The organism is Vibrio sp. 10N.247.310.24, assembly GCF_041467175.1.
In the GTDB taxonomy this organism is placed as follows: Bacteria; Pseudomonadota; Gammaproteobacteria; order Enterobacterales; family Vibrionaceae; genus Vibrio; species Vibrio tasmaniensis_A.
Genome location: NZ_JBFSUD010000005.1, coordinates 71,618 through 91,346, shown reverse-complemented (window position 1 = coordinate 91,346; position 19,729 = coordinate 71,618). Strand labels below are relative to the sequence as shown.

Here is a 19,729-nt window from a genome sequence, read left to right as displayed (position 1 = left end):
CTTTATCATCAATACGACACTTAATAATTCAGGTAGAACATAAATGATTGAGCAGAAGTTAAAACAAGTATTCGGATTCGACTCACTGCGTAATGGGCAAAAGCAAGTCATTGATAATGTTCTATCTGGTCATTCGACGGCGGCCATATTCCCAACCGGCTCAGGTAAGTCGCTTTGCTATCAATTGCCAGCGCTAGCATTGCCACATTTAACCTTAGTGATATCGCCACTGTTAGCTTTAATGAAAGACCAGCTCAGCTTCTTGCACAGCAAAGGCATTAGCGCAGCTGCAATCGAATCAAGCCAAGACAGACAAACCACCCAACAAGTGATGCAGTCGGTACGTAACGGAGACACCAAGATCCTCATGATCTCCGTTGAACGCTTGAAGAACGAACGCTTTCGCCAGTTTATCTCCCAAGTGCCGATCTCGTTACTGGTGGTCGATGAAGCGCACTGTATTTCAGAGTGGGGACATAACTTTAGACCAGACTACCTAAAGCTTCCCCAATACCAAAAACAGCTCAATATTCCTCAGGTACTGCTGCTGACAGCAACCGCGACCACATCAGTTATCCAAGATATGAAGTCTAAGTTTGATATCGATGAGGAACGTGTTGTGGTTACGGGTTTCTATCGTCAAAACCTCGATCTGTCGATTCAACCTTGCGAACAAACCAGCAAACTAGAAACCTTGTGCAACGTCGTTAATCAAGCTTCTCTTGCTCCGACTATTGTTTATGTCACCCTTCAACAAACAGCAGAGATGGTGGCTCAGCAACTTCGTAACGCTGGCGTTAATGCTGTTGCTTATCATGCAGGTCTTAAGCCTGAAAACCGAGATGTAATTCAACATCAATTCATGAATGATGACGTGAACTGTATCGTGGCCACCATTGCGTTTGGTATGGGCGTCGATAAATCCAACATTCGCCGAGTCATTCACTTTGATTTACCAAAATCGATAGAGAACTACTCGCAAGAGATCGGTCGAGCAGGCCGAGATGGCCAGCCTTCAGTATGTATTCTTCTCGCCAACAAGTACGGCCTCAGTACACTGGAGAACTTCGTATTTGGCGATACGCCAGACAACATATCGATCCAAGCGGTATTAAAAGAGATCTACGAAAACCAGAACATTGTCGCTGCTGGCTCGAATCAATGGGAGATCATGCTTAACCAGCTATCACGTGAATCCAATATTCGTCAGTTACCGCTAAAAACACTACTGGTGTATCTCGAAATTGAAGGCGTGATTGAGCCGAAGTACAGCTACTTCGCTGACTACAAATTTAAGTTCGTTCGCCCGAAACAGCAGATCAGCGAACAATTCCAAGGCGAACGTCGTCATTTTGTCGAAGCGATTTTCCAGTGCTCGCCTCAAGCCAGAGTCTGGTGCCAAGTTGATTTCGATGCGCTGTGGACACACTTCCAGACTGATCGTCAGCGTGTGATTGCGGCAATCGATTATTTCAATGAACAAGGTTGGATTGAATTGGAAAGTAAGCAGATCACAGATGTGTATGCTATCCACAACACCTCTGAAGACATGATGCAGTTATCGGAACGTCTAACTGAATTGTTTAAAGAAAAAGAGAACAGTGAAATAAACCGTCTTAACCAAATGCTGAGCTTCTTTGAGGCAGACACTTGTCTAAGCTCACGCCTAGCGAGCTACTTTGCCGATGATAAGGCACCAACAAACTGTGGTCATTGCTCGGTATGCCGTGGTGAGGTAGCAATATTACCAACCGTCGATGTTGAACCCGTTGACGACGAAACCGTAATGACATGGATTCATGAATTTGTATCTAAGAGCCAACAATTGATCACCGACGAAGCCATTACGCGTTTTCTATGCGGAATTGCAACCCCGCTTTCAACCAAGCTTAAAGCCAGCAAAATGGTTGGTTACGGCAAGCTAGAGCAGCAACCATTCAGTGATACCTTAGCACGAGTTAAACAGCTTCCTAGATAAGGTATCTCACGTATCGATATAGAACACTGGCTAGGCTATGAAGTCTAGTCGGTGCTTATCTGTGTGCATCTCATTACTCTCTATTCCCACTTATCCTCTATCCTCTATCCTCTATCCTCTATCCTCACCTACCCTCTATTCTTATTACTCTCTAAACAAGACAGCCTAAAAGAAACTCAGCTGACGCATTTGATCTTTGGGTTGTAGCATCACGCTCAAACCAAGCAGGCGTATTTCTCGCCCTTGTTGTCTTTTCAGTATTTCACTTAACAGTTCTTTGAAGTGCTCGCGATCAAGAGAGGCGTGGATGTGCTCAATAGTGGTTTGTTGAAAGTCGGCGAACTTGAGCTTAATGCCCTGCTTGATGATCGCTTTGCTTGGGCTAGCTTTTTCTAAGCGAGTTTCGAGCTCAGGAAACAGCTTGTCTTCGATCACCTGCCAACATTCCTCGTAGGTAGAGATGTTTTGAGTAAAGGTGCGCTCCACACCTACCGATTTTCGTTCACGTTCGATGATAACTTCTCGGTCATCAACTCCATGACTGCGCTTCCATAGTGATGCACCTTGACGGCCAAACCTGAGCAATAGATCGCGATAATCAGACTCCTTAATATCCTTACAAGTAAAGAAGCCTGCTTGATGCAGTTTTTCGATACTGACCTTGCCAACACCGGGAATCTTTTCGAGTGGGAGCTCATCAATCACAGCTTGTACGTCTTGCGGAGGAATCACAAACTGTCCGTTAGGTTTGTTCATATCCGACGCTACTTTCGCTAGAAACTTTATTGGAGCGATGCCAGCCGAAGCGGTCAAGTTGAGTTCATTCCAGATATCGTGACGAATCGCCTCTGCAATCAGTGTGGCCGAACCATGACATTGCTTGGAATCGGTGACATCAAGGAAAGCTTCATCCAAAGAAAGAGGTTCAATGATAGATGTATATCGAGAAAAAATTTCGCGGATCTTTTTCGATATTTCGACGTAGACCGACATTCTCCCAGGAACAACCAACAGGTTGGGGCAAAGCTGCAGCGCTTTTCCTGTTGGCATTGCAGAACGAATACCAAACTTGCGAGCTTCGTAATTACATGTACTCAAAACCCCGCGCTGTTTTTCATGCCCCCCGACTGCGAGCGGTCGATTTCTATAAGATGGGTTATCTCGCATTTCTACAGCTGCGTAAAAACAATCCATATCAACATGGATTATTTTTCTAACTTTCTCTTCGCCCGCACTACACATTTAGGAATAACTCAACCTTACAACTGTATCTATGAACAGTATAATCAATTATTCTCAGATTTAAAATGATCTGGAGCCCAGCTAAATAGCTTTAACTTCATTAGCCACTTACTATTCTGATAGTATTGTTAGAGAGTATTTAACCTATAAGTAGGGATAACTTTTGAGTGATAAAATACTAGTAGTCGAAGATAGTCGTGCATTCAGAAACTACCTGTACCAGCAATTGAAAAATGATGGCTATGAGGTTGCGTTGGCTGAATCAGTGGCTGAAGCTGAAGCTATCTTAGAACAAGATACGGATTTCTTGTGCGCGGTGCTCGATTACTGCTTACCCGATGGTCAAGATGGTGAGATCATTGATTTGGTACTCGGCTATCAACAAAAAATCATTGTGCTCACCGGCATGTTCAACAACACACTTCGAGAGCAAGTACTCGCAAAAGGTGTGCTTGATTACATCCTCAAAGACAGCATGTCGTCAGTCAGTTACTTACTTCCTCTGGTTAATCGAATCTCGAATAACCGATACCATAAAGCTTTAGTTGTTGATGATTCTGCTGTGGTTCGTCGATATGTCGTCCAGCTTCTTGAGCATCAATATATTCAAACGATTCAAGCGGTAGATGGAGAGCAAGCACTAGAACTCCTCCAAAACGACCCTGATATCACTTTTGTCGTTACCGACCATGACATGCCGAACAAAGATGGTATTTCGATGACCCGTGATATTCGAGTCCAACACGATCGTAATCAACTCGCTATTCTCGGCCTATCTGGCAGTGATGATCGCACAATGACCGCTCGCTTCCTTAAAGCTGGCGCCAACGACTTCCTTTATAAGCCATTTAACCAAGAAGAATTTTTCTGCCGTATTCACCAATTACTCGACATGAAAGAAGCGACTAATGAGCTGTTTCGTCATGCAAACGAGGATGCTCTGACCGGACTTTGGAACCGTCGCTACCTTTTCAATCAAACATGCAAAGGCTGCGAACATCGCAGTATCGCTATGATGGATATCGACTTTTTTAAAAAGGTGAATGATACCTACGGCCACGATGGTGGTGACGCGGTATTAATTGAGGTTGGTAAAATCATCAAAGAGCACTTTAAAGATGATTTAGCAGTTCGCTTCGGTGGCGAAGAGTTTTGCATTCAGTCATGCGAACCATTTGAAGATTTTATAGAGACCTTGGAATCGATGAGAGTCGCAATTGAAAATCATGAAGTGCAGCATGATTCACATGTGATTAAAGTGAGCATGAGCATTGGCGTGACCGACCAAGAAGGCTCTTTAGACGAGCAAATCAAAGCAGCAGACGAGCTACTTTATACCGCGAAAAAGCAAGGTCGAAACCAGTTGATATGCGCTCGTAATAACCTTCAACGCGTTAATGAGTAACTCCTGCTTTCCTAGAGCACGAGCCGAGTCAGTATTTAAAATGAAAAGAGCCCAAGGTGTTAACCTTGGCTCTTTGTTTTTTCAGGAGCAGGTTTCGCTCCTAATCGTTATTGCTGCTAATCGTTATTGCTGCTAATCGTTATTGCTGCTAATCGCAATTAAGCAATACGATCTTTATTCCAAGAAGCTTCTTTTTGCTGACGCTCAGCCAGTTTCTCTTCGCGGTATGCTTCACGTGCTTCACGCTTTTTGCGCGCATCACAAGGTTCAGGACAGTTACATACTTTATCAATACCAACAGCACCTAAGCCACCACAGCTACCCTTCACAACTTTCTTTTGGATAATATAGCCAATAGACATCGCTGCGATTACTGCAAGAAAAACACCAAATGTAATCAGAAATGTATTCATAATTCTCTCGCTTACCTTATTTACCTAAGTATGGCTTAAATGCTTCAGAAGCAATTTCTTTAAAGCCACCTGCTGTTTTTACCACCATGAACACAGGGATGTTATGTTGGTTCGCGACTTCCAGTCCTTTTTCTTCACCTAAGACCATAAGGCCTGTAGATAAACCATCTGCAGTCATTGAAGACGGGTTTAAAACGGTTACAGAAACCACTTTATGATGAAGCGGCTTGCCTGTTTCAGGGTTAATGATGTGTGAGTAACGAACACCATCGCGCTCAAAATAGTTACGGTAGTCACCAGATGTTGCGATCGCCATATCACCCGGCTCGATGATCTCTTGAATGTTGCGCTCGTCGATAGTTGGCTTCTCTATGGCGATACGCCAACCCACACTTTCACGGTTTAAACCCTTCAAGCGGATTTCACCACCTACTTCAACCATGTAATTATGAATACCAATTGAATCAAGGTAATCAGCAACGACATCTACACCCCAGCCTTTTGCGATAGTTGAAAGGTCAACATACAAGTTAGGCAAGTCTTTGCTTAACTTATTACCTTCAACGCTTAAGTGATGAATGCCAACCTTAGCCTTGCGAGCCGCAAGCTCTTCATCTGATGGAACCACTTCAGGACGCGCTTCAGGACCAAAACCCCAAAGGTTAACTAATGGTCCAACCGTAACATCCAATGCACCTTCAGTAAGACCGTTCAAACGAATCGCTTCTTTCACAACAGTAGCTGTTTGTTCAGATACTTCGAATGCATCGGCACCTTTATGCTGGTTAAAACGGCTCAGTTCTGAATCTTCACGGTAAGTCGACATTTGATCATTCACTTCTTCAAGTAGACGATCGATCTCGGTATGAACATCTTTAGACTCAGGAAATTCATCGCCATTGATGTACTTAATGTTGTAACTGGTCCCCATTGTCGGACCACTTAAATGTACTTGCTCTCTTGCCTGCTCACAGCCCGCAAGAAAAATCAAAGAAGTTAATGCAACAAGCCAAATTCTCACTTGCTTACTCCTGTCTAATGTTGAGGATTTATATAAGGAAAAATAAGAGTGAAAAATAGGGATTTTAAATACCTTACTCTTTCTTATATAAGCCAGTTTGTTGTCACGAGTAGTCTTAGAAAAACAAATGGCTGACTCGTAAGAGTCAGCCATAATATCAATCACTTAAATGGATTAACCACCGAAGTCATCTAGTAGGATGTTTTCATCTTCTACACCAAGATCTTTCAGCATGCCGATCACAGCCGCGTTCATCATTGGTGGACCACACATGTAGTACTCACAGTCTTCAGGAGCTTCGTGATCCTTCAGATAGTTTTCGTACAATACGTTGTGGATGAAACCAGTGTAACCGTCCCAGTTGTCCTCAGGTTGAGGATCAGACAGAGCACAATGCCACACGAAGTTTTCGTTCGCAGCTGCTAGGCCGTCGAAGTCTTCAATGTAGAACATCTCACGCTTAGAACGTGCACCGTACCAGTAAGACATCTTACGAGTAGAGTTAAGACGCTTAAGTTGGTCGAAGATATGTGAACGCATTGGCGCCATACCTGCACCACCACCGATGAATACCATTTCATTGTCTGTGTCTTTAGCAAAGAACTCGCCAAATGGACCAGAAATAGTACATTTGTCGCCTTCTTTAAGAGACCAGATGTATGAAGACATCACACCAGGAGCTACGTCAGGGTTGTTTGGCGGCGGAGTTGCGATACGCACGTTAAGCTTGATGATGCCTTTCTCTTCTGGGTATGAAGCCATAGAGTAAGCACGGATCGAATGCTCTTTAACGATAGACTCGTAACGGAACAAGTTGAACTTATCCCAGTCACCACGGTATTCCTCAGGAATATCGTAATCTGCGTATTTCACGTGATGTGGTTCAGCTTCAATCTGAATGTAACCACCCGCGCGGAACGGAACTTCTTCACCTTCAGGGATAGCTAGAGCCAATTCTTTGATGAAAGTAGCTTCGTTGTTATTCGAGATAACAGTACATTCCCACTTTTTAACACCAAAGATATCTTCGTCTAGTTCAATCTCCATGTCAGTTTTCATAGCAACTTGACATGCAAGACGTTCGCCTTCGCGAGCTTCACCTTTTGTGATGTGATCAAGTTCAGTTGGAAGGATGTCGCCACCACCAGACTTAACTTTTACACGACACTGACCACAAGAGCCACCGCCACCACAAGCAGAAGATACGAAGATACCAGCGCCAGCTAGGGCACCAAGTAGCTTGCTACCAGGCTGAGTAACGATCGCCTTTTCAGGGTCGCCGTTTACAGCAATAGTGATGTCACCTGATGGTACTAGCTTAGACTTAGCGAAAAGAATCACTAGTACTAGAGCCAATACAATAATGGTAAACATCGCTACGCCAAGAATAATGCTTTGCATTTGTTATTCCTTATTACTGGGTGCTTACCCTACAGTTGAACACCAGAGAAAGACATAAAGCCTAACGCCATCAGACCAACAGTAATGAACGTGATACCAAGGCCACGAAGACCTGGAGGTACGTCAGAGTACTTCATCTTCTCACGGATACCCGCAAGAGCAACGATAGCTAACATCCAACCCACACCAGAACCGAAGCCGTAAACAACAGATTCAGCAAAGTTGTAGTCACGAGTTACCATGAAAGATACACCACCAAAGATTGCACAGTTAACTGTGATCAGTGGAAGGAAGATACCTAGTGCGTTGTACAAAGGTGGGAAGAAACGGTCTAAAACCATCTCTAGGATTTGTACAAGTGCCGCGATAACACCGATGAATGCGATGAAGTTAAGGAAACTTAAATCGACACCTTCAACAAGCGCGTTTTCTTTCAGGATGTGTGTGTAAACAAGGTTGTTTACAGGAACAGCGATTGTAAGTACTACAACTACCGCAACACCAAGACCAAAAGAAGTTTTAACTTTCTTAGAAACCGCTAGGAATGTACACATACCTAGGAAGAAAGAAAGCGCCATGTTTTCGATGAAAATCGATTTAACTAGCAGACTAATATAATGTTCCATGACTACCTTACCCCTTCGCTTCTACTTGTTCTGGTTTGAACACACGAATTGCCCAAATCAAGAAACCAATTAGGAAGAATGCTGAAGGTGCTAGAAGCATCAAGCCGTTTGGCTGATACCAACCACCGTTGCTCACTAGAGGTAGTACTTCCATACCAAATAGTTTGCCAGAACCTAGAAGCTCACGGAAGAAACCAACAGTGATAAGAACGAAACCGTAACCAAGACCGTTACCAAGACCGTCGATAAACGATGGGATTGGCGCAGACTTCATTGCGAATGCTTCAGCACGACCCATTACAATACAGTTAGTAATGATTAGGCCAACGAATACAGATAGCTGTTTAGAGATATCGTATAGGTATGCTTTAAGCACTTGGTCTACCACGATTACTAATGATGCGATAATTGCCATCTGAACGATGATACGCACACTGTTAGGAATGTGGTTACGGATTAAAGAAACGAAGAAGTTAGACAGAGCAGTAACGAACATTACCGCGATAGTCATAACAAATGCTGTTTCTAGCTTAGTGGTTACCGCAAGAGCAGAACACACACCAAGAACCTGTAGCGCGATTGGGTTGTTATCCAACACCGGCGCTAAGATGCTCTTTTTAATTTCTTTTGCACTAGACATTAGTTCAGACCTCCGTCACGAACTTTTGCTAGGAACGGACCAAAGCCCATATCACCTAACCAGAAGTCAAATGTATGTTGAACACCAACGCTAGTCAGTGTTGCACCAGAAAGGCCATCTACACCGTGCTCAGAACCTTGAGGAGCGCCACCTTTAACAACCTGAATAGCAGGTTTGTGGTTTTCGTCGAATAATTTCTTACCAACGAATTGAGCGCGCCAAGTTGGGTTCTCAACTTCACCACCAAGTCCAGGAGTTTCACCTTGCTCGTAGTAAGTGATACCAGAAACTGTGTTGCCATCAGTTTCTACTGCAACGAATGCGTACATCATTGACCATAGACCGTTACCGTGAACAGGGATGATAACTTTAGAAGTTTCAGCGCCATCTTTCACTAGGTATACAGTACCCGTGTTAGCACGACGAATGATCTTAGCGATGTCATCTTCAGCTGAAAGCTTGATTGACTGAGCTGGATCTTTTGCCGCTTTACGTTGGTCGTATGCAGCAGCATCGCCGTCAACGAAATCGCCAGTAGCGAAATCAACTAAACGAGGTTCGATGTTCTCTGCGTAGAGTGCTGGGATATCACCTGCAAGCTCAATACCCGCAACTTCAAGGATCTTAGTTTGCTGATCCAGAACTGCGTTAGCTTGCTGCTTAGGTTTAAGAACAACTGCAGCTGTTGAAACGATGATTGAGCACACTAGGCTCAATGCGATAACAACAAACAGCGTCTTTTTAATGCTATCGTTATTACTTGCCATAGCGCGCTAGTCTCCGCTTAATGTTCTTCTCGATTACAACGTGGTCAAACAGAGGAGCAAATAGGTTTGCGAATAGAATCGCAAGCATCATGCCTTCTGGGTATGCAGGGTTAACTACACGAATCATTACACACATTGCGCCGATTAGGATGCCGTACCACCACTTACCTTTATTGGTAAATGAAGCTGATACTGGGTCTGTCGCCATGAAGAACATACCGAATGCGAAGCCACCTAGAACTAGGTGCCAATGCCAAGGCATGCTGAACATTGCGTTAGTATCAGAACCGATCACGTTGAACAGCGTAGACACTGCAATCATACCGATCATTACACCAGCAATGATGCGCCATGAAGCGATACGCATGTAAACGATCATCGCTGCACCAATCATAAGTGCTAGAGTTGATACTTCACCGATAGAACCTGGGATGTTACCAATGAATGCGTCCATCCAAGTGATTGCTTCACCTGATGTCACGTTCATTAGTGCGCTACCGCCACCTTGAGCCCATTGGCTAAGAGCAGTTGCACCAGAGAAACCATCTGCAGCAGTCCAAACTACGTCACCTGAAATCTGTGCAGGGTATGCAAAGAATAGGAACGCACGGCCAGCAAGTGCAGGGTTCAGGAAGTTACGACCCGTACCACCGAAGATCTCTTTCGCCACAACAACACCGAAGGTAATACCTAGTGCTGCTTGCCATAGAGGAAGCGTTGGCGGAACGATAAGCGCAAATAAGATAGAAGTAACAAAGAAACCTTCGTTTACTTCGTGCTTACGCACCATACAGAACAGAACTTCCCAGAAACCACCAACGATGAATACCGTTGCGTAGATAGGTAGGAAGTATGTAGCACCAAGTAGCATCTTGCTGCCAACACCTGCATCGGGCCCTAAGGAGGCTCCAAGCATTTCGGTTAGCCAGTAGTGCCAGTTACCACTGATAACAGATGCTAGTTCAGCGCCTGCGTACATATGGTTAAGTGCAGCGATAGCTTGGCCACCCGCGTTGTACATACCCCAGAACATTGCTGGGAATACCGCGAACCAAACCATGATCATGATACGTTTTAAATCAACGCTATCACGAACGTGTGAGCTTTTCTTTGTGATAAGACCTGGCGTGTAAAACACTGTCGCTGCTGCTTCGTAAAGCGCAAACCACTTCTCGTGTTTACCACCTGGCTCAAAATGATGCTCGATGTCTTCAAGAAACTTTTTAAGGCCCATGAAAATTACCCTTCCTTCTCAATCGTATCTAGGCATTCACGAAGTAGTTGACCATACTCGTACTTACCTGGACATACAAAGGTACACAATGCTACATCTTCTTCGTCTAGTTCTAGCGCACCAAGTGCTTGAGCACTATCAATGTCGCCTGCACATAGATCACGAAGCAGCAATGTAGGTTCCATATCTAGAGGCATTACGCGCTCGTAGTTACCAATTGGAACCATTGAGCGGTCACTACCGTTTGTCGTCGTTGTCATGTTGAACAACTGACCTTTAAACAGGTGACCAAGGAATGAACGAGTAACAGAGAACTTGTTCTTACCAGGCATAGCCCAGCCGAATAGCTCTTTATCACGACCTTCACGTAGAACAGAAACTTGCTGATGGTAACGACCAAGGAAAGCATGTGGACCTGTTGCTTCAGTACCCGTAAGTACAGAACCAGAAATCACACGAACTTCGCCTGGCATTAACTCGCTGTCTGTCAACTCTTCAAGGCTAGCACCAATTTGAGTACGAACTAGACGTGGGTTGTTCACCACTGGACCAGCCAGAGAAACAACACGCTCAGAGTAAATATCACCAGTAAGGAAAAGCTTACCGAATGCGATAACATCTTGGTAGTTAATGCTCCACGCTACATTTTGTGCATTTACCGGATATAGGTAATGCATATGCGTGCCTGCAAGACCTGCAGGGTGTGGGCCATCAAAAACATGTTCTTCAACGTTAGACTGAGCTGAACGAGGTAAGCTAGTACCTTTTTTACAAACGTACACTTTACCGTTAGTCAGAGTTGAAAGAAGATCTAAACCAGCAACGAAAGCATCAGACTGCTCGTTAATGATTAATTCTGGCTCAGCTGCTAGCGGATTAGTATCCATAGCAGTAACGAAAATAGCCTGAGTTTCAGAATCAACTGCTGGAACCTTGCTGAACGGACGAGTTCGCAAAGCGGTCCATGCGCCAGACTCAACTAACTGAGTTTTAACCGTTTCACGGTCAAGACTTACTAGTTGGTTAGCTTCATAGCTATTGAACGTGATTTGCTCATTGCCTGCTACTTCAATCACTACTGATTGAAGAACACGCTTAGCACCACGGTTCACTTCAATAACTTTACCGCTTGCTGGAGAAGTAAATACAACACCTGGGTTCTTTTTATCTGCAAAAAGAACTTGGCCTTTCTTCACTTCATCACCAACGCGAGCATGCATCGTAGGACGCATACCAACGTACTCTTCGCCAAGCAAGGCGACTTTAGTGATGGACTTACCATCATTAATCACCTGGGATGGAGTTCCTGCGATAGGAAGATCCAAACCCTTCTTTATTGTAATCATACGCACTTGCACTACTTTATCGGGAAAAAGATTCTTTTAATTGCGTAAATTCGGGACGTTTTAAAATCGCCCTTAGACACGACATTACAGTGTCCGGTTCTGGTAAATTCGAGATACCAAAATCGCAACATTACATTAATAAACCCATCACAAAGATTATGTGAGATTTATCAGGTGCCGTATTCTAGCATTTTTTGACAACTTGATGCCATGACCAATAACTTGAATACGGCCTTAATTTGGTGAGATTTGAAGCATATGGACTCTCAAATATGTATAAATTTGACGAGCCGCACAGATAAAATGGCTTTTGAATCGTGTTTTAAACAAGAGATTAATACTCTGTCACAAACTAATATTTTACGAGTTATGTTGAAACACTGTTAATAAAAACATTACTCATTGTGGGTATTCAAAGACGCCTAATTTGACATCAATTTGAGTGATATAAACCCTAAAAACACATCAGCCTGGCGATAAAAAAGGCAGCATCGCCACCTCTTCTATCAGTTAGTTTTATTACTTACCACCGCCCATACACATAGGGCTGTCTGGCACGTTATCGAGTTGCTTCATCCATTCATCTTTTGTATAAGTGTGAATAGATAGTGCGTGAATATTATTCGCTAGCTCTTCTGAAAGTGCTTTATTTACCGCTCGATGACGACCAATAAGGCGCAAGCCTTCAAACGCATCGCTGACAACAATCACTTTAAAATGACTCTCAGAACCAGCCGGAACATTGTGCATGTAGCTCTCATTGACCACGTTTAAATGACTTGGTGAAAACTCATTGTGCAATTTTGTTTCGATAACTTCTTGGATCATTATGATTCCTTAATAACGTATTGGCATTATCTGTGGGGGAAGTATAAACCCTAACTGGTCGACTGTCTGAGTATTTCATAACGAACGACTTAGGTTTGGTTGAGTTTTTTCTATCTTGTTCAGGCTGCATTTGAGACAATATCTTTGTTATTTCTTACATAAGTATCTCAAGCTATGAAAACCGAACTTACTCTTCTCGATAGAACTTTGACCTTACATCGTTTCCCCAACCGTTCAAATGAAACCCTTCAAGCTTGGGATGCGGGCGACGAATACATTATTAGTCACGTTGAAGAGATGAATCTGGAACCTGGCAAACACATCCTGATCATGAACGATAGCTTTGGTGCCCTGTCGGCATGGTTCTCTAAAGATCATGATGTCACCATGATGAGCGACTCGTTTATCTCTCATCGCGGTGCGCTAAAAAACTTGCAGCGCAATCAAAGTAACCGTGTGAACTTCCTGAATACGATGGATGATATCCCACACGGTATCGATCTTGTGATCATGCAACTACCGAAAACAAACCGTCATCTAGTATGGCAATTGAGCCAACTACGCCAAGCGTTGCCAGAAGGCTGCCAAGTCATCGGTGTAAACAAAGTAAAAGATATCCACACATCTACACTTAATATTTTCGAAAAGTACCTAGGTGAAACCAAAACTTCTCTAGCGAAGAAGAAACATCGCTTGGTTTTCTCTTCACCAAATTGTCAGCCGATTCAAACGGTCGAACCTTTTGTTGAATGGGATGTAGACGGTGAAGATATTCGCCTGAAAAATTTACCGAACGTTTACTCAGGCGAGGCACTCGATCAAGGTGCTCGCTATATGCTAGAGCACATCCCTCAAGATCCTGAACTGCGTCATATTATCGACCTAGGTTGTGGCAACGGTGTATTGAGTGTAAAAGCTGGGCAATTAAACCCACAAGCGCGTATCACCTGTGTTGATGAAAGCTTTATGGCAGTGGAATCAGCGCGCCAAAATATTAAGGATAACCTTGGCGAAGAAGGTAATTTCCAGTTCATCGCCAATAACTGTTTAGATGGTTTTAAGAAAAACAGCACTTACTTAGTTATGTGTAACCCTCCGTTCCACCAACAACAAGCGATTACAGATCACATTGCGTGGCAAATGTTCTGTGATGCAAAGCATGTTCTTAGCAACGGAGGCAAATTAATTGTTATTGGTAACCGACACCTCGGATACGATGTCAAACTAGCAAGACTATTTGGTGAAGCAAACGTTGAAACGCTTGAACTAAACCAGAAATTTGAGATATTACAAGCAACAAGAGAACCTGCGAATTTTAATAAATAAGCAGAAACGACGTCACAAGAATTTAAGATACCGAGCTCCTGGTGTGAATTTAGAAAGGATAAAGGAATGAAAAAACTGATTTTGGCTGCTTCTATTTTGGCTTTGACAGCATGTTCAGCCCCTCAGCAAGAACAGATCAACGTAATGCCAGAAGCTTCACTAAGCTCAAGCAACCTTGTACAAGGTAAAACATACACACTAACCAGTAAAGATGTTCGTGCCGCTCAATATGTTGCATTGGTTGATAGTGGCCGTTCAAACATTCAGCCAATTCACGCTAAGCAAAACATGCGTATTTCTCTAGAAAACGCTATTGCTCAACAATTGGAGTCTCAAGGTTTTCGTGCAAGCGTTAACAGTGAAAACTCAATTGTTTTAGAGATTCAAGAAGCGCTTGTTACCGTCAAGCACACCATCATGGAAAACCAAATGGATGGTAAAGTAACTCTTGAAGTAACCGCTGAAACGCCTGAAGGCAAGCTAGTTAAGACATTCAATGGTACAGCAACTCGCACAGGTGCATTAAGTGCATCAAATGACGATATCGCAATGGTACTAAACGATGTTATCGACTTAGTTCTTAAAGAGATTGCCAATGACCAAGAGCTGCAAACTTACATGAAGGAACGTTTCTAATGGGGCGCATTCTATCTTCTATCGCATTGATGCTGGTGAGCGTGAGCGTTTGGGCTGGTCCTAAAGTGAACGTAGAAACAACATTAGGCGGCTTCACTATCGAGCTAAACCAAGAGCAAGCACCGGTTAGTGTTGATAACTTTCTGAAATATGTTGCTGACGGTAGCTACGAAGGCACTCAGTTTCACCGTGTGATCCCGGGCTTTATGGCTCAGGGTGGTGGCTTCGATCAAGATATGAAGCAATTAGCAACTTATGCGCCTATCAAAAATGAAGGCAGCAATGGCCTGAAGAATGATACTGCAACGATCGCAATGGCTCGCACCAATGCACCAGATTCTGCAACTCGCCAGTTCTTCATTAACTTTGCAGACAACGATTTCTTAAACGCGAAAGGCGGTAATCCTGGTTACGCTGTGTTTGGTAAAGTAACCGATGGTTTTGACGTTGTTCAGAAGATGGCAACAATTCCAACCAAGCGAATGGGCCGCATGTCAGACATTCCTGTCGACCCAATCGTCATCACTAAAGTGACCCTTCTTAAGTAATCCAATGTAACGCCCTTATTCTTAAGGGCGTTTTCTATACAAGGACGCCCCATGTCATCAGGCACCCCCTCTCTTTCTTGGATGCAAACTTTCCGCAGCTACTTAGACAAACGTCTACTTTGGGTGTTTATGCTCGGTTGTTCGAGTGGCTTCCCATGGGTTCTGATTGGATCCAACATGTCTGGTTGGCTAAAAGATGCCGGTTTAACTCGTGCTGCGATCGGTTATTTCGGCAGTGTGTTTGCTGTCTATGCTATTAACTTTTTATGGGCACCGTTGGTAGACCGAGTCAAACTGCCAGTTTTACACGCGATATTGGGCCAACGACGCAGTTGGATATTCTTGTGCCAAAGCTTGGTATTGATCTGTACCCTGTTCATTGCTGGAGTAAACCCAGCCAATGACTTGATGTTCACCTCTATGCTTGCTCTCGGAATAGCTATCGCATCAGCAACTCAAGATGTCGCAATAGATGCCTTCCGTATTGATTCATTTCCAAAATCGGAAGCATCAAAGTTGCCACAAGCATCCGCAATGGCCGTGATGGGATGGTGGACTGGCTATTCTCTTCCAGGTTATCTTGCTTTTATCAATGCTGACTCAATCGGTTGGAATGGTGTGTATTACGGCATGGCTGGTGTGGTTGTCGTGTTAATGCTGTTTACTCTTTTTGTCGGAGAACCCAATACACAACGTGAAGCATTACAAGAGCAAGCACAACAACGTCACAACAGAGTTGTGGGTTCAAAAGTCGTCGCTTGGTTCAGCGTTACAGTGCTAGAACCGTTTTATGATTTCTTCAAACGAAACGGAGTTCAAGTTGCCATCACCCTTCTACTGTTTGTGTTCCTATTTAAGATAGGTGAAGCCTTCTTGGGTAGAATGTCTATCACCTTCTATAAAGAGATAGGCTTTAGCAATGAACAGATTGGCCACTATTCTAAGTTAATCGGTTGGGGCGCGACGATATTCTTCACCTTGCTCGGCAGTATCTTCAATGTGAAATTCGGTATTGTACGCGGACTAATGATTGGTGGCATCGCAATGGCAGCCAGCAACCTAATGTTTGCGTGGATCGCTCAGGCTGGCCCTAGTGAAACTCTGTTCTTGGCAACTATCATTGTCGATAACTTCACAACCGCCTTTTCGACGGTAGCATTTGTCTCTTTCTTAACCTTACTGACTGGTCAAGCTTTCTCAGCGACGCAATATGCCTTATTAGCATCCTTAGGCAATTTCGGTAGAACAACACTGGCTTCATTCAGTGGCGAGCTCGTCGATTACCTAAATGATTGGTCAACCTTCTTTATACTGACGTCATTAATGGTGATTCCGAGTTTGATCATGCTCTATTCGCTACGCCACTTTTTCACTGATTTATTAGAAAAAGCGAAAAACAACCACGAATAAAAGAAAAAGAAAGCAAAAGAGAAGAGGGGAGCATTGAGCTACCCTCTTCTATTTTCTATTTGCAGACGCTTAACGGATTAATCTGTGGTTTCACTTACTATTAAGTTAAATCCCGTTCCCATCGAATCATCAATCGCCACTACTTGATACACAACACCGTTAACTAAGGTCGCAGGCGCGGAGTCAATAGCAACAGTAGATGGATCGCCAGCCACCGTAATCGTCACATAGTAAGTTCCCGCAGCTACATAAATACCATTCGCGAAATCTTTGAATTTCACATTACTCAACGCAGGAGTACTTCCAGAAATTCCCACGTTCTCGGTTAAATAAATATCAACCGAAGCTGCAATTGGATTAGCTGCAGCATGAGTAATGTTCAATACTGCACTGGTTGCAACAGAGCGTCGATTTTCTGGAACAACTAGCGCTTCCAAATTGAGAGGACTTACCGTCCCCACGGCATAGATGCTGTAATCCATTCCGGCAAACACCGCTAAACCGTCAACATCAATGAATGTTGGAGAGGTGGTTGCTGTTTCATAAATATCGATATCGTAACTGCCTGCTGCCAAATCTAAGAAGCCACGAACTTCTTTAAACATTAGAGCATCAAGAGGAGCAAACTTAGCCGAGTTTACAAACACATCCACAGAGGGTGCACCATCAACTAAATGCCCTACTCTCACTTCTGCAGATTCTGCCATGTCGTAAATTATAGATGAACTTTTGCCATCCATTACCATCAGCTTCACCGGAGACGTACTGGTTGAATCCGCTCTTGGCACGGCTGCAATGGTCAGCTCGCTACCAGCAGGGAGAGTGATCTCTCCTGAGTCAAAAGCAATAGCACTTCCACTCACGGTTTCTAATCTCACACGATATTGACCAGCAGGAATATTGAGCACATCGGTAAATCCTTTGTATCCCAAAGTTCCAATCGGTGCGCCTAGAGGATCATTCGGTGCTGTAACGTATAGATTCACATCACCAACTCCAGTTGCCGCGTGAACAACTTGCACATCCAAACTCGAACTCGTCGCCGTGCCTGCTGCAGGTCGTGTCACAACGAGAGCCTCAACTGGGTTGTTGGAACCGTCAGCATCACCGACCACCATCACCGTGTAATCTAAATCACCGCTTAAATCGAACTGGCTTGGCGGAATCACTGTCGCCACACCATCTCCAGGGAGTTGAACATCGACCTGTAGAGTTGTCTGGCCTTGATTGACCGAGGTATATCCAGATGCCTGAGCATAATCAACCCCAGTCCAACGAGCCTGACTATTAACTAACACATTAGCTAGTGGAGCATCTGGCGATGCGTGAACAGCTTGGAGCTGGGTTGTTGGTTGATCGTCATCATTACACCCTACAATGAATAGGGCTGACAACGCTACAGCGAGTATAGGTGAATATTTCATTGGTCTTCTCTCCAAAAAGTTCGACCAGTTCGTCACACAGAAGATAAGCTCACGAGCAGATCTTTAAATGTTGCCTCAAAATTGGTGCAATGAACGGTCTCAATATTGTCAGCGATGAAAAAACAACCAGAGTTAACAGTCAGGTTAATCATCACATGAATTGTTCATCAATTGATTCAAACTTCAGTACGGAGTTGCTTGGAAATGGATCAAAGGCAGGATCGAAACGTTCGCTAAGTGAGGTGTTTTTTACGAGAAAACGCTTAGAAAGAAATACTGTTGATTTTGATATGCATGTCACGATTTTTGGTAGAATCGTTTGCTTAGAGCGGTATTTCAGCAATTTATACACAAAATAATCGAATTTCACAAAATCAATAGAAGTAGGGATTCATCAAGATGCATAGCAACATTAAAGTTCCATCATTTAGATCGTTAGTGTGATCAGGCTCACCATAATAATCATAGTTTTCACTCTGTCTCACTTTTATTTGAGAACAAAATCGCTATTATGCTCGGCATTCGGACATATAAACACGCACGGATTAGCGGGTTACTTATTTCAAACATAGAGAGTTCCATTATGCGTAAATCACTTTTAACTCTTGGCCTACTTGCAGCAGCTTCTGCTCCAGTAATGGCGGCTGATTATTCTGACGGCGACATCCACAAGAACGATTACAAGTTCCTACAATTTAACTTGATGGGTGCTTTTAATGAAAAAGGTGTTTCTGAGTCGACTCATGATTACCTAGAGATGGAATTTGGTGGTCGCAATGGTATTTTCGATCTTTACGGCTACGTTGATGTATTTAACCTGACGTCAGACTCAAGCAGCGATAAAGCAAAATCTGAAAAGATGTTCATGAAATTTGCGCCTCGTATGTCTATCGATGGCCTAACTGGCACTGATCTTTCTTTTGGTCCAGTACAAGAACTTTACGTTGCTACGCTTATGGAATGGGGCGGAGGTGGCGCTACTAACTGTAACTCTACAGGCTGTATTGATGGTAGTCCTGGTGTAAATACTCAAAAAATTGGTCTTGGTTCTGATGTAATGGTTCCATGGTTCGGTAAAATGGGATTAAACCTTTACGGAACATACGATTCAAACAAGAAAGATTGGAACGGCTTCCAACTCTCTACTAACTGGTTCAAACCATTCCACTTCTTCGAGAACGGTTCTTTTATCTCTTACCAAGGTTACATCGATTACCAATTCGGGATGGATGAAGGCAAAGGTTACGCAACATCAAGCCATGGCGGCGCAATGTTCAATGGTCTTTACTGGCACTCTGATCAGTTCGCAGTTGGTTACGGCCTAAAACTTTACAGCGATGTATACGGTTTTGCTGACGGTGAAGGTCTTCCATGGAACTCAGCTTCAAAAGCTGAATCTTCTGGCGTAGGTCACTACGTTGCAGTAACTTACAAGTTCTAATCAAACTTCTAAGAAAGTTTCCAAAATGGCACCCTCGGGTGCC

Annotated in this window: 18 protein-coding genes; 7 read left to right on the top strand and 11 right to left on the bottom strand. The window is 43.7% G+C overall.

The window, feature by feature from the left end; translation table 11 throughout:
- Nucleotides 1-43 precede the first annotated feature (43 nt).
- Nucleotides 44-1,978 (top strand): ATP-dependent DNA helicase RecQ, encoded by a 1,935-nt coding sequence (locus AB6E08_RS02945; RefSeq protein ID WP_256799472.1) that lies wholly within the window; start codon nt 44-46, stop codon nt 1,976-1,978.
- Nucleotides 1,979-2,143: 165 nt separating this feature from the next.
- On the opposite strand, the gene dinB is transcribed toward AB6E08_RS02945, so the two are convergent.
- On the bottom strand, nt 2,144-3,220 hold the full coding sequence (gene dinB, locus AB6E08_RS02940) for a DNA polymerase IV (protein ID WP_019350587.1): 1,077 nt from the start codon (nt 3,218-3,220) through the stop codon (nt 2,144-2,146).
- Nucleotides 3,221-3,383: 163 nt separating this feature from the next.
- On the opposite strand from dinB, the gene AB6E08_RS02935 reads away from it, so the two are divergent.
- The gene (locus AB6E08_RS02935; RefSeq protein ID WP_372066105.1) at nt 3,384-4,625 is read left to right on the top strand and encodes a diguanylate cyclase; all 1,242 of its coding nucleotides are present in this window, start codon (nt 3,384-3,386) and stop codon (nt 4,623-4,625) included.
- A gap of 158 nt (nt 4,626-4,783) precedes the next feature.
- On the opposite strand, the gene nqrM is transcribed toward AB6E08_RS02935, so the two are convergent.
- From nqrM to bolA, 9 genes are all read right to left on the bottom strand, one after another.
- Entirely contained in the window at nt 4,784-5,038 is a 255-nt protein-coding gene (gene nqrM / locus AB6E08_RS02930) for a (Na+)-NQR maturation NqrM (RefSeq protein ID WP_004735214.1), read from the bottom strand.
- A 16-nt stretch (nt 5,039-5,054) separates the two neighbouring features.
- Nucleotides 5,055-6,059, bottom strand: a complete 1,005-nt coding sequence (locus tag AB6E08_RS02925) for an FAD:protein FMN transferase (protein ID WP_372066109.1) — start codon at nt 6,057-6,059, stop codon at nt 5,055-5,057.
- 174 nt (nt 6,060-6,233) lie between these two features.
- Entirely contained in the window at nt 6,234-7,460 is a 1,227-nt protein-coding gene (gene nqrF, locus AB6E08_RS02920) for an NADH:ubiquinone reductase (Na(+)-transporting) subunit F (protein ID WP_017631923.1), read from the bottom strand.
- Nucleotides 7,461-7,489: 29 nt separating this feature from the next.
- Nucleotides 7,490-8,086, bottom strand: coding sequence for an NADH:ubiquinone reductase (Na(+)-transporting) subunit E (gene nqrE / locus AB6E08_RS02915; RefSeq protein ID WP_009848375.1), 597 nt, complete (start codon nt 8,084-8,086; stop codon nt 7,490-7,492).
- Nucleotides 8,087-8,093: 7 nt separating this feature from the next.
- Entirely contained in the window at nt 8,094-8,726 is a 633-nt protein-coding gene (locus AB6E08_RS02910) for an NADH:ubiquinone reductase (Na(+)-transporting) subunit D (RefSeq protein WP_004735210.1), read from the bottom strand.
- Complete coding sequence (locus tag AB6E08_RS02905; protein WP_017098020.1) at nt 8,726-9,493, bottom strand: Na(+)-translocating NADH-quinone reductase subunit C; 768 nt, start codon at nt 9,491-9,493, stop codon at nt 8,726-8,728. Before AB6E08_RS02905 ends, AB6E08_RS02910 begins: the two co-directional genes overlap by 1 nt.
- Nucleotides 9,483-10,727, bottom strand: coding sequence for an NADH:ubiquinone reductase (Na(+)-transporting) subunit B (locus AB6E08_RS02900; protein ID WP_009848372.1), 1,245 nt, complete (start codon nt 10,725-10,727; stop codon nt 9,483-9,485). Before AB6E08_RS02900 ends, AB6E08_RS02905 begins: the two co-directional genes overlap by 11 nt.
- 5 nt (nt 10,728-10,732) lie before the next feature.
- Nucleotides 10,733-12,073, bottom strand: coding sequence for a Na(+)-translocating NADH-quinone reductase subunit A (locus AB6E08_RS02895; protein ID WP_372066197.1), 1,341 nt, complete (start codon nt 12,071-12,073; stop codon nt 10,733-10,735).
- Nucleotides 12,074-12,592: 519 nt separating this feature from the next.
- The gene (gene bolA, locus AB6E08_RS02890; RefSeq protein ID WP_009848370.1) at nt 12,593-12,901 is read right to left on the bottom strand and encodes a transcriptional regulator BolA; all 309 of its coding nucleotides are present in this window, start codon (nt 12,899-12,901) and stop codon (nt 12,593-12,595) included.
- A 174-nt stretch (nt 12,902-13,075) separates the two neighbouring features.
- Between bolA and AB6E08_RS02885 the strand changes: the two genes are divergently transcribed.
- The 4 genes from AB6E08_RS02885 to AB6E08_RS02870 all read left to right on the top strand — a co-directional run bounded on the left by AB6E08_RS02885 (nt 13,076) and on the right by AB6E08_RS02870 (nt 16,821).
- Nucleotides 13,076-14,227, top strand: coding sequence for a class I SAM-dependent methyltransferase (locus AB6E08_RS02885; RefSeq protein ID WP_012603366.1), 1,152 nt, complete (start codon nt 13,076-13,078; stop codon nt 14,225-14,227).
- A gap of 66 nt (nt 14,228-14,293) precedes the next feature.
- Nucleotides 14,294-14,863: a YajG family lipoprotein gene (locus tag AB6E08_RS02880; RefSeq protein WP_009848368.1), complete on the top strand. Its 570-nt coding sequence runs from the start codon at nt 14,294-14,296 to the stop codon at nt 14,861-14,863.
- Entirely contained in the window at nt 14,863-15,411 is a 549-nt protein-coding gene (locus tag AB6E08_RS02875) for a peptidylprolyl isomerase (RefSeq protein ID WP_009848367.1), read from the top strand. The genes AB6E08_RS02880 and AB6E08_RS02875 overlap by 1 nt, the downstream gene beginning before the upstream one ends.
- 51 nt (nt 15,412-15,462) lie before the next feature.
- The gene (locus tag AB6E08_RS02870; protein ID WP_012603364.1) at nt 15,463-16,821 is read left to right on the top strand and encodes an AmpG family muropeptide MFS transporter; all 1,359 of its coding nucleotides are present in this window, start codon (nt 15,463-15,465) and stop codon (nt 16,819-16,821) included.
- Between the two features lie 77 nt (nt 16,822-16,898).
- On the opposite strand, the gene AB6E08_RS02865 is transcribed toward AB6E08_RS02870, so the two are convergent.
- On the bottom strand, nt 16,899-18,245 hold the full coding sequence (locus AB6E08_RS02865) for a DUF4397 domain-containing protein (protein WP_371995840.1): 1,347 nt from the start codon (nt 18,243-18,245) through the stop codon (nt 16,899-16,901).
- Nucleotides 18,246-18,828: 583 nt separating this feature from the next.
- On the opposite strand from AB6E08_RS02865, the gene AB6E08_RS02860 reads away from it, so the two are divergent.
- Complete coding sequence (locus AB6E08_RS02860; RefSeq protein ID WP_371702538.1) at nt 18,829-19,686, top strand: outer membrane protein OmpK; 858 nt, start codon at nt 18,829-18,831, stop codon at nt 19,684-19,686.
- The last annotated feature ends 43 nt before the right edge of the window (nt 19,687-19,729 follow it).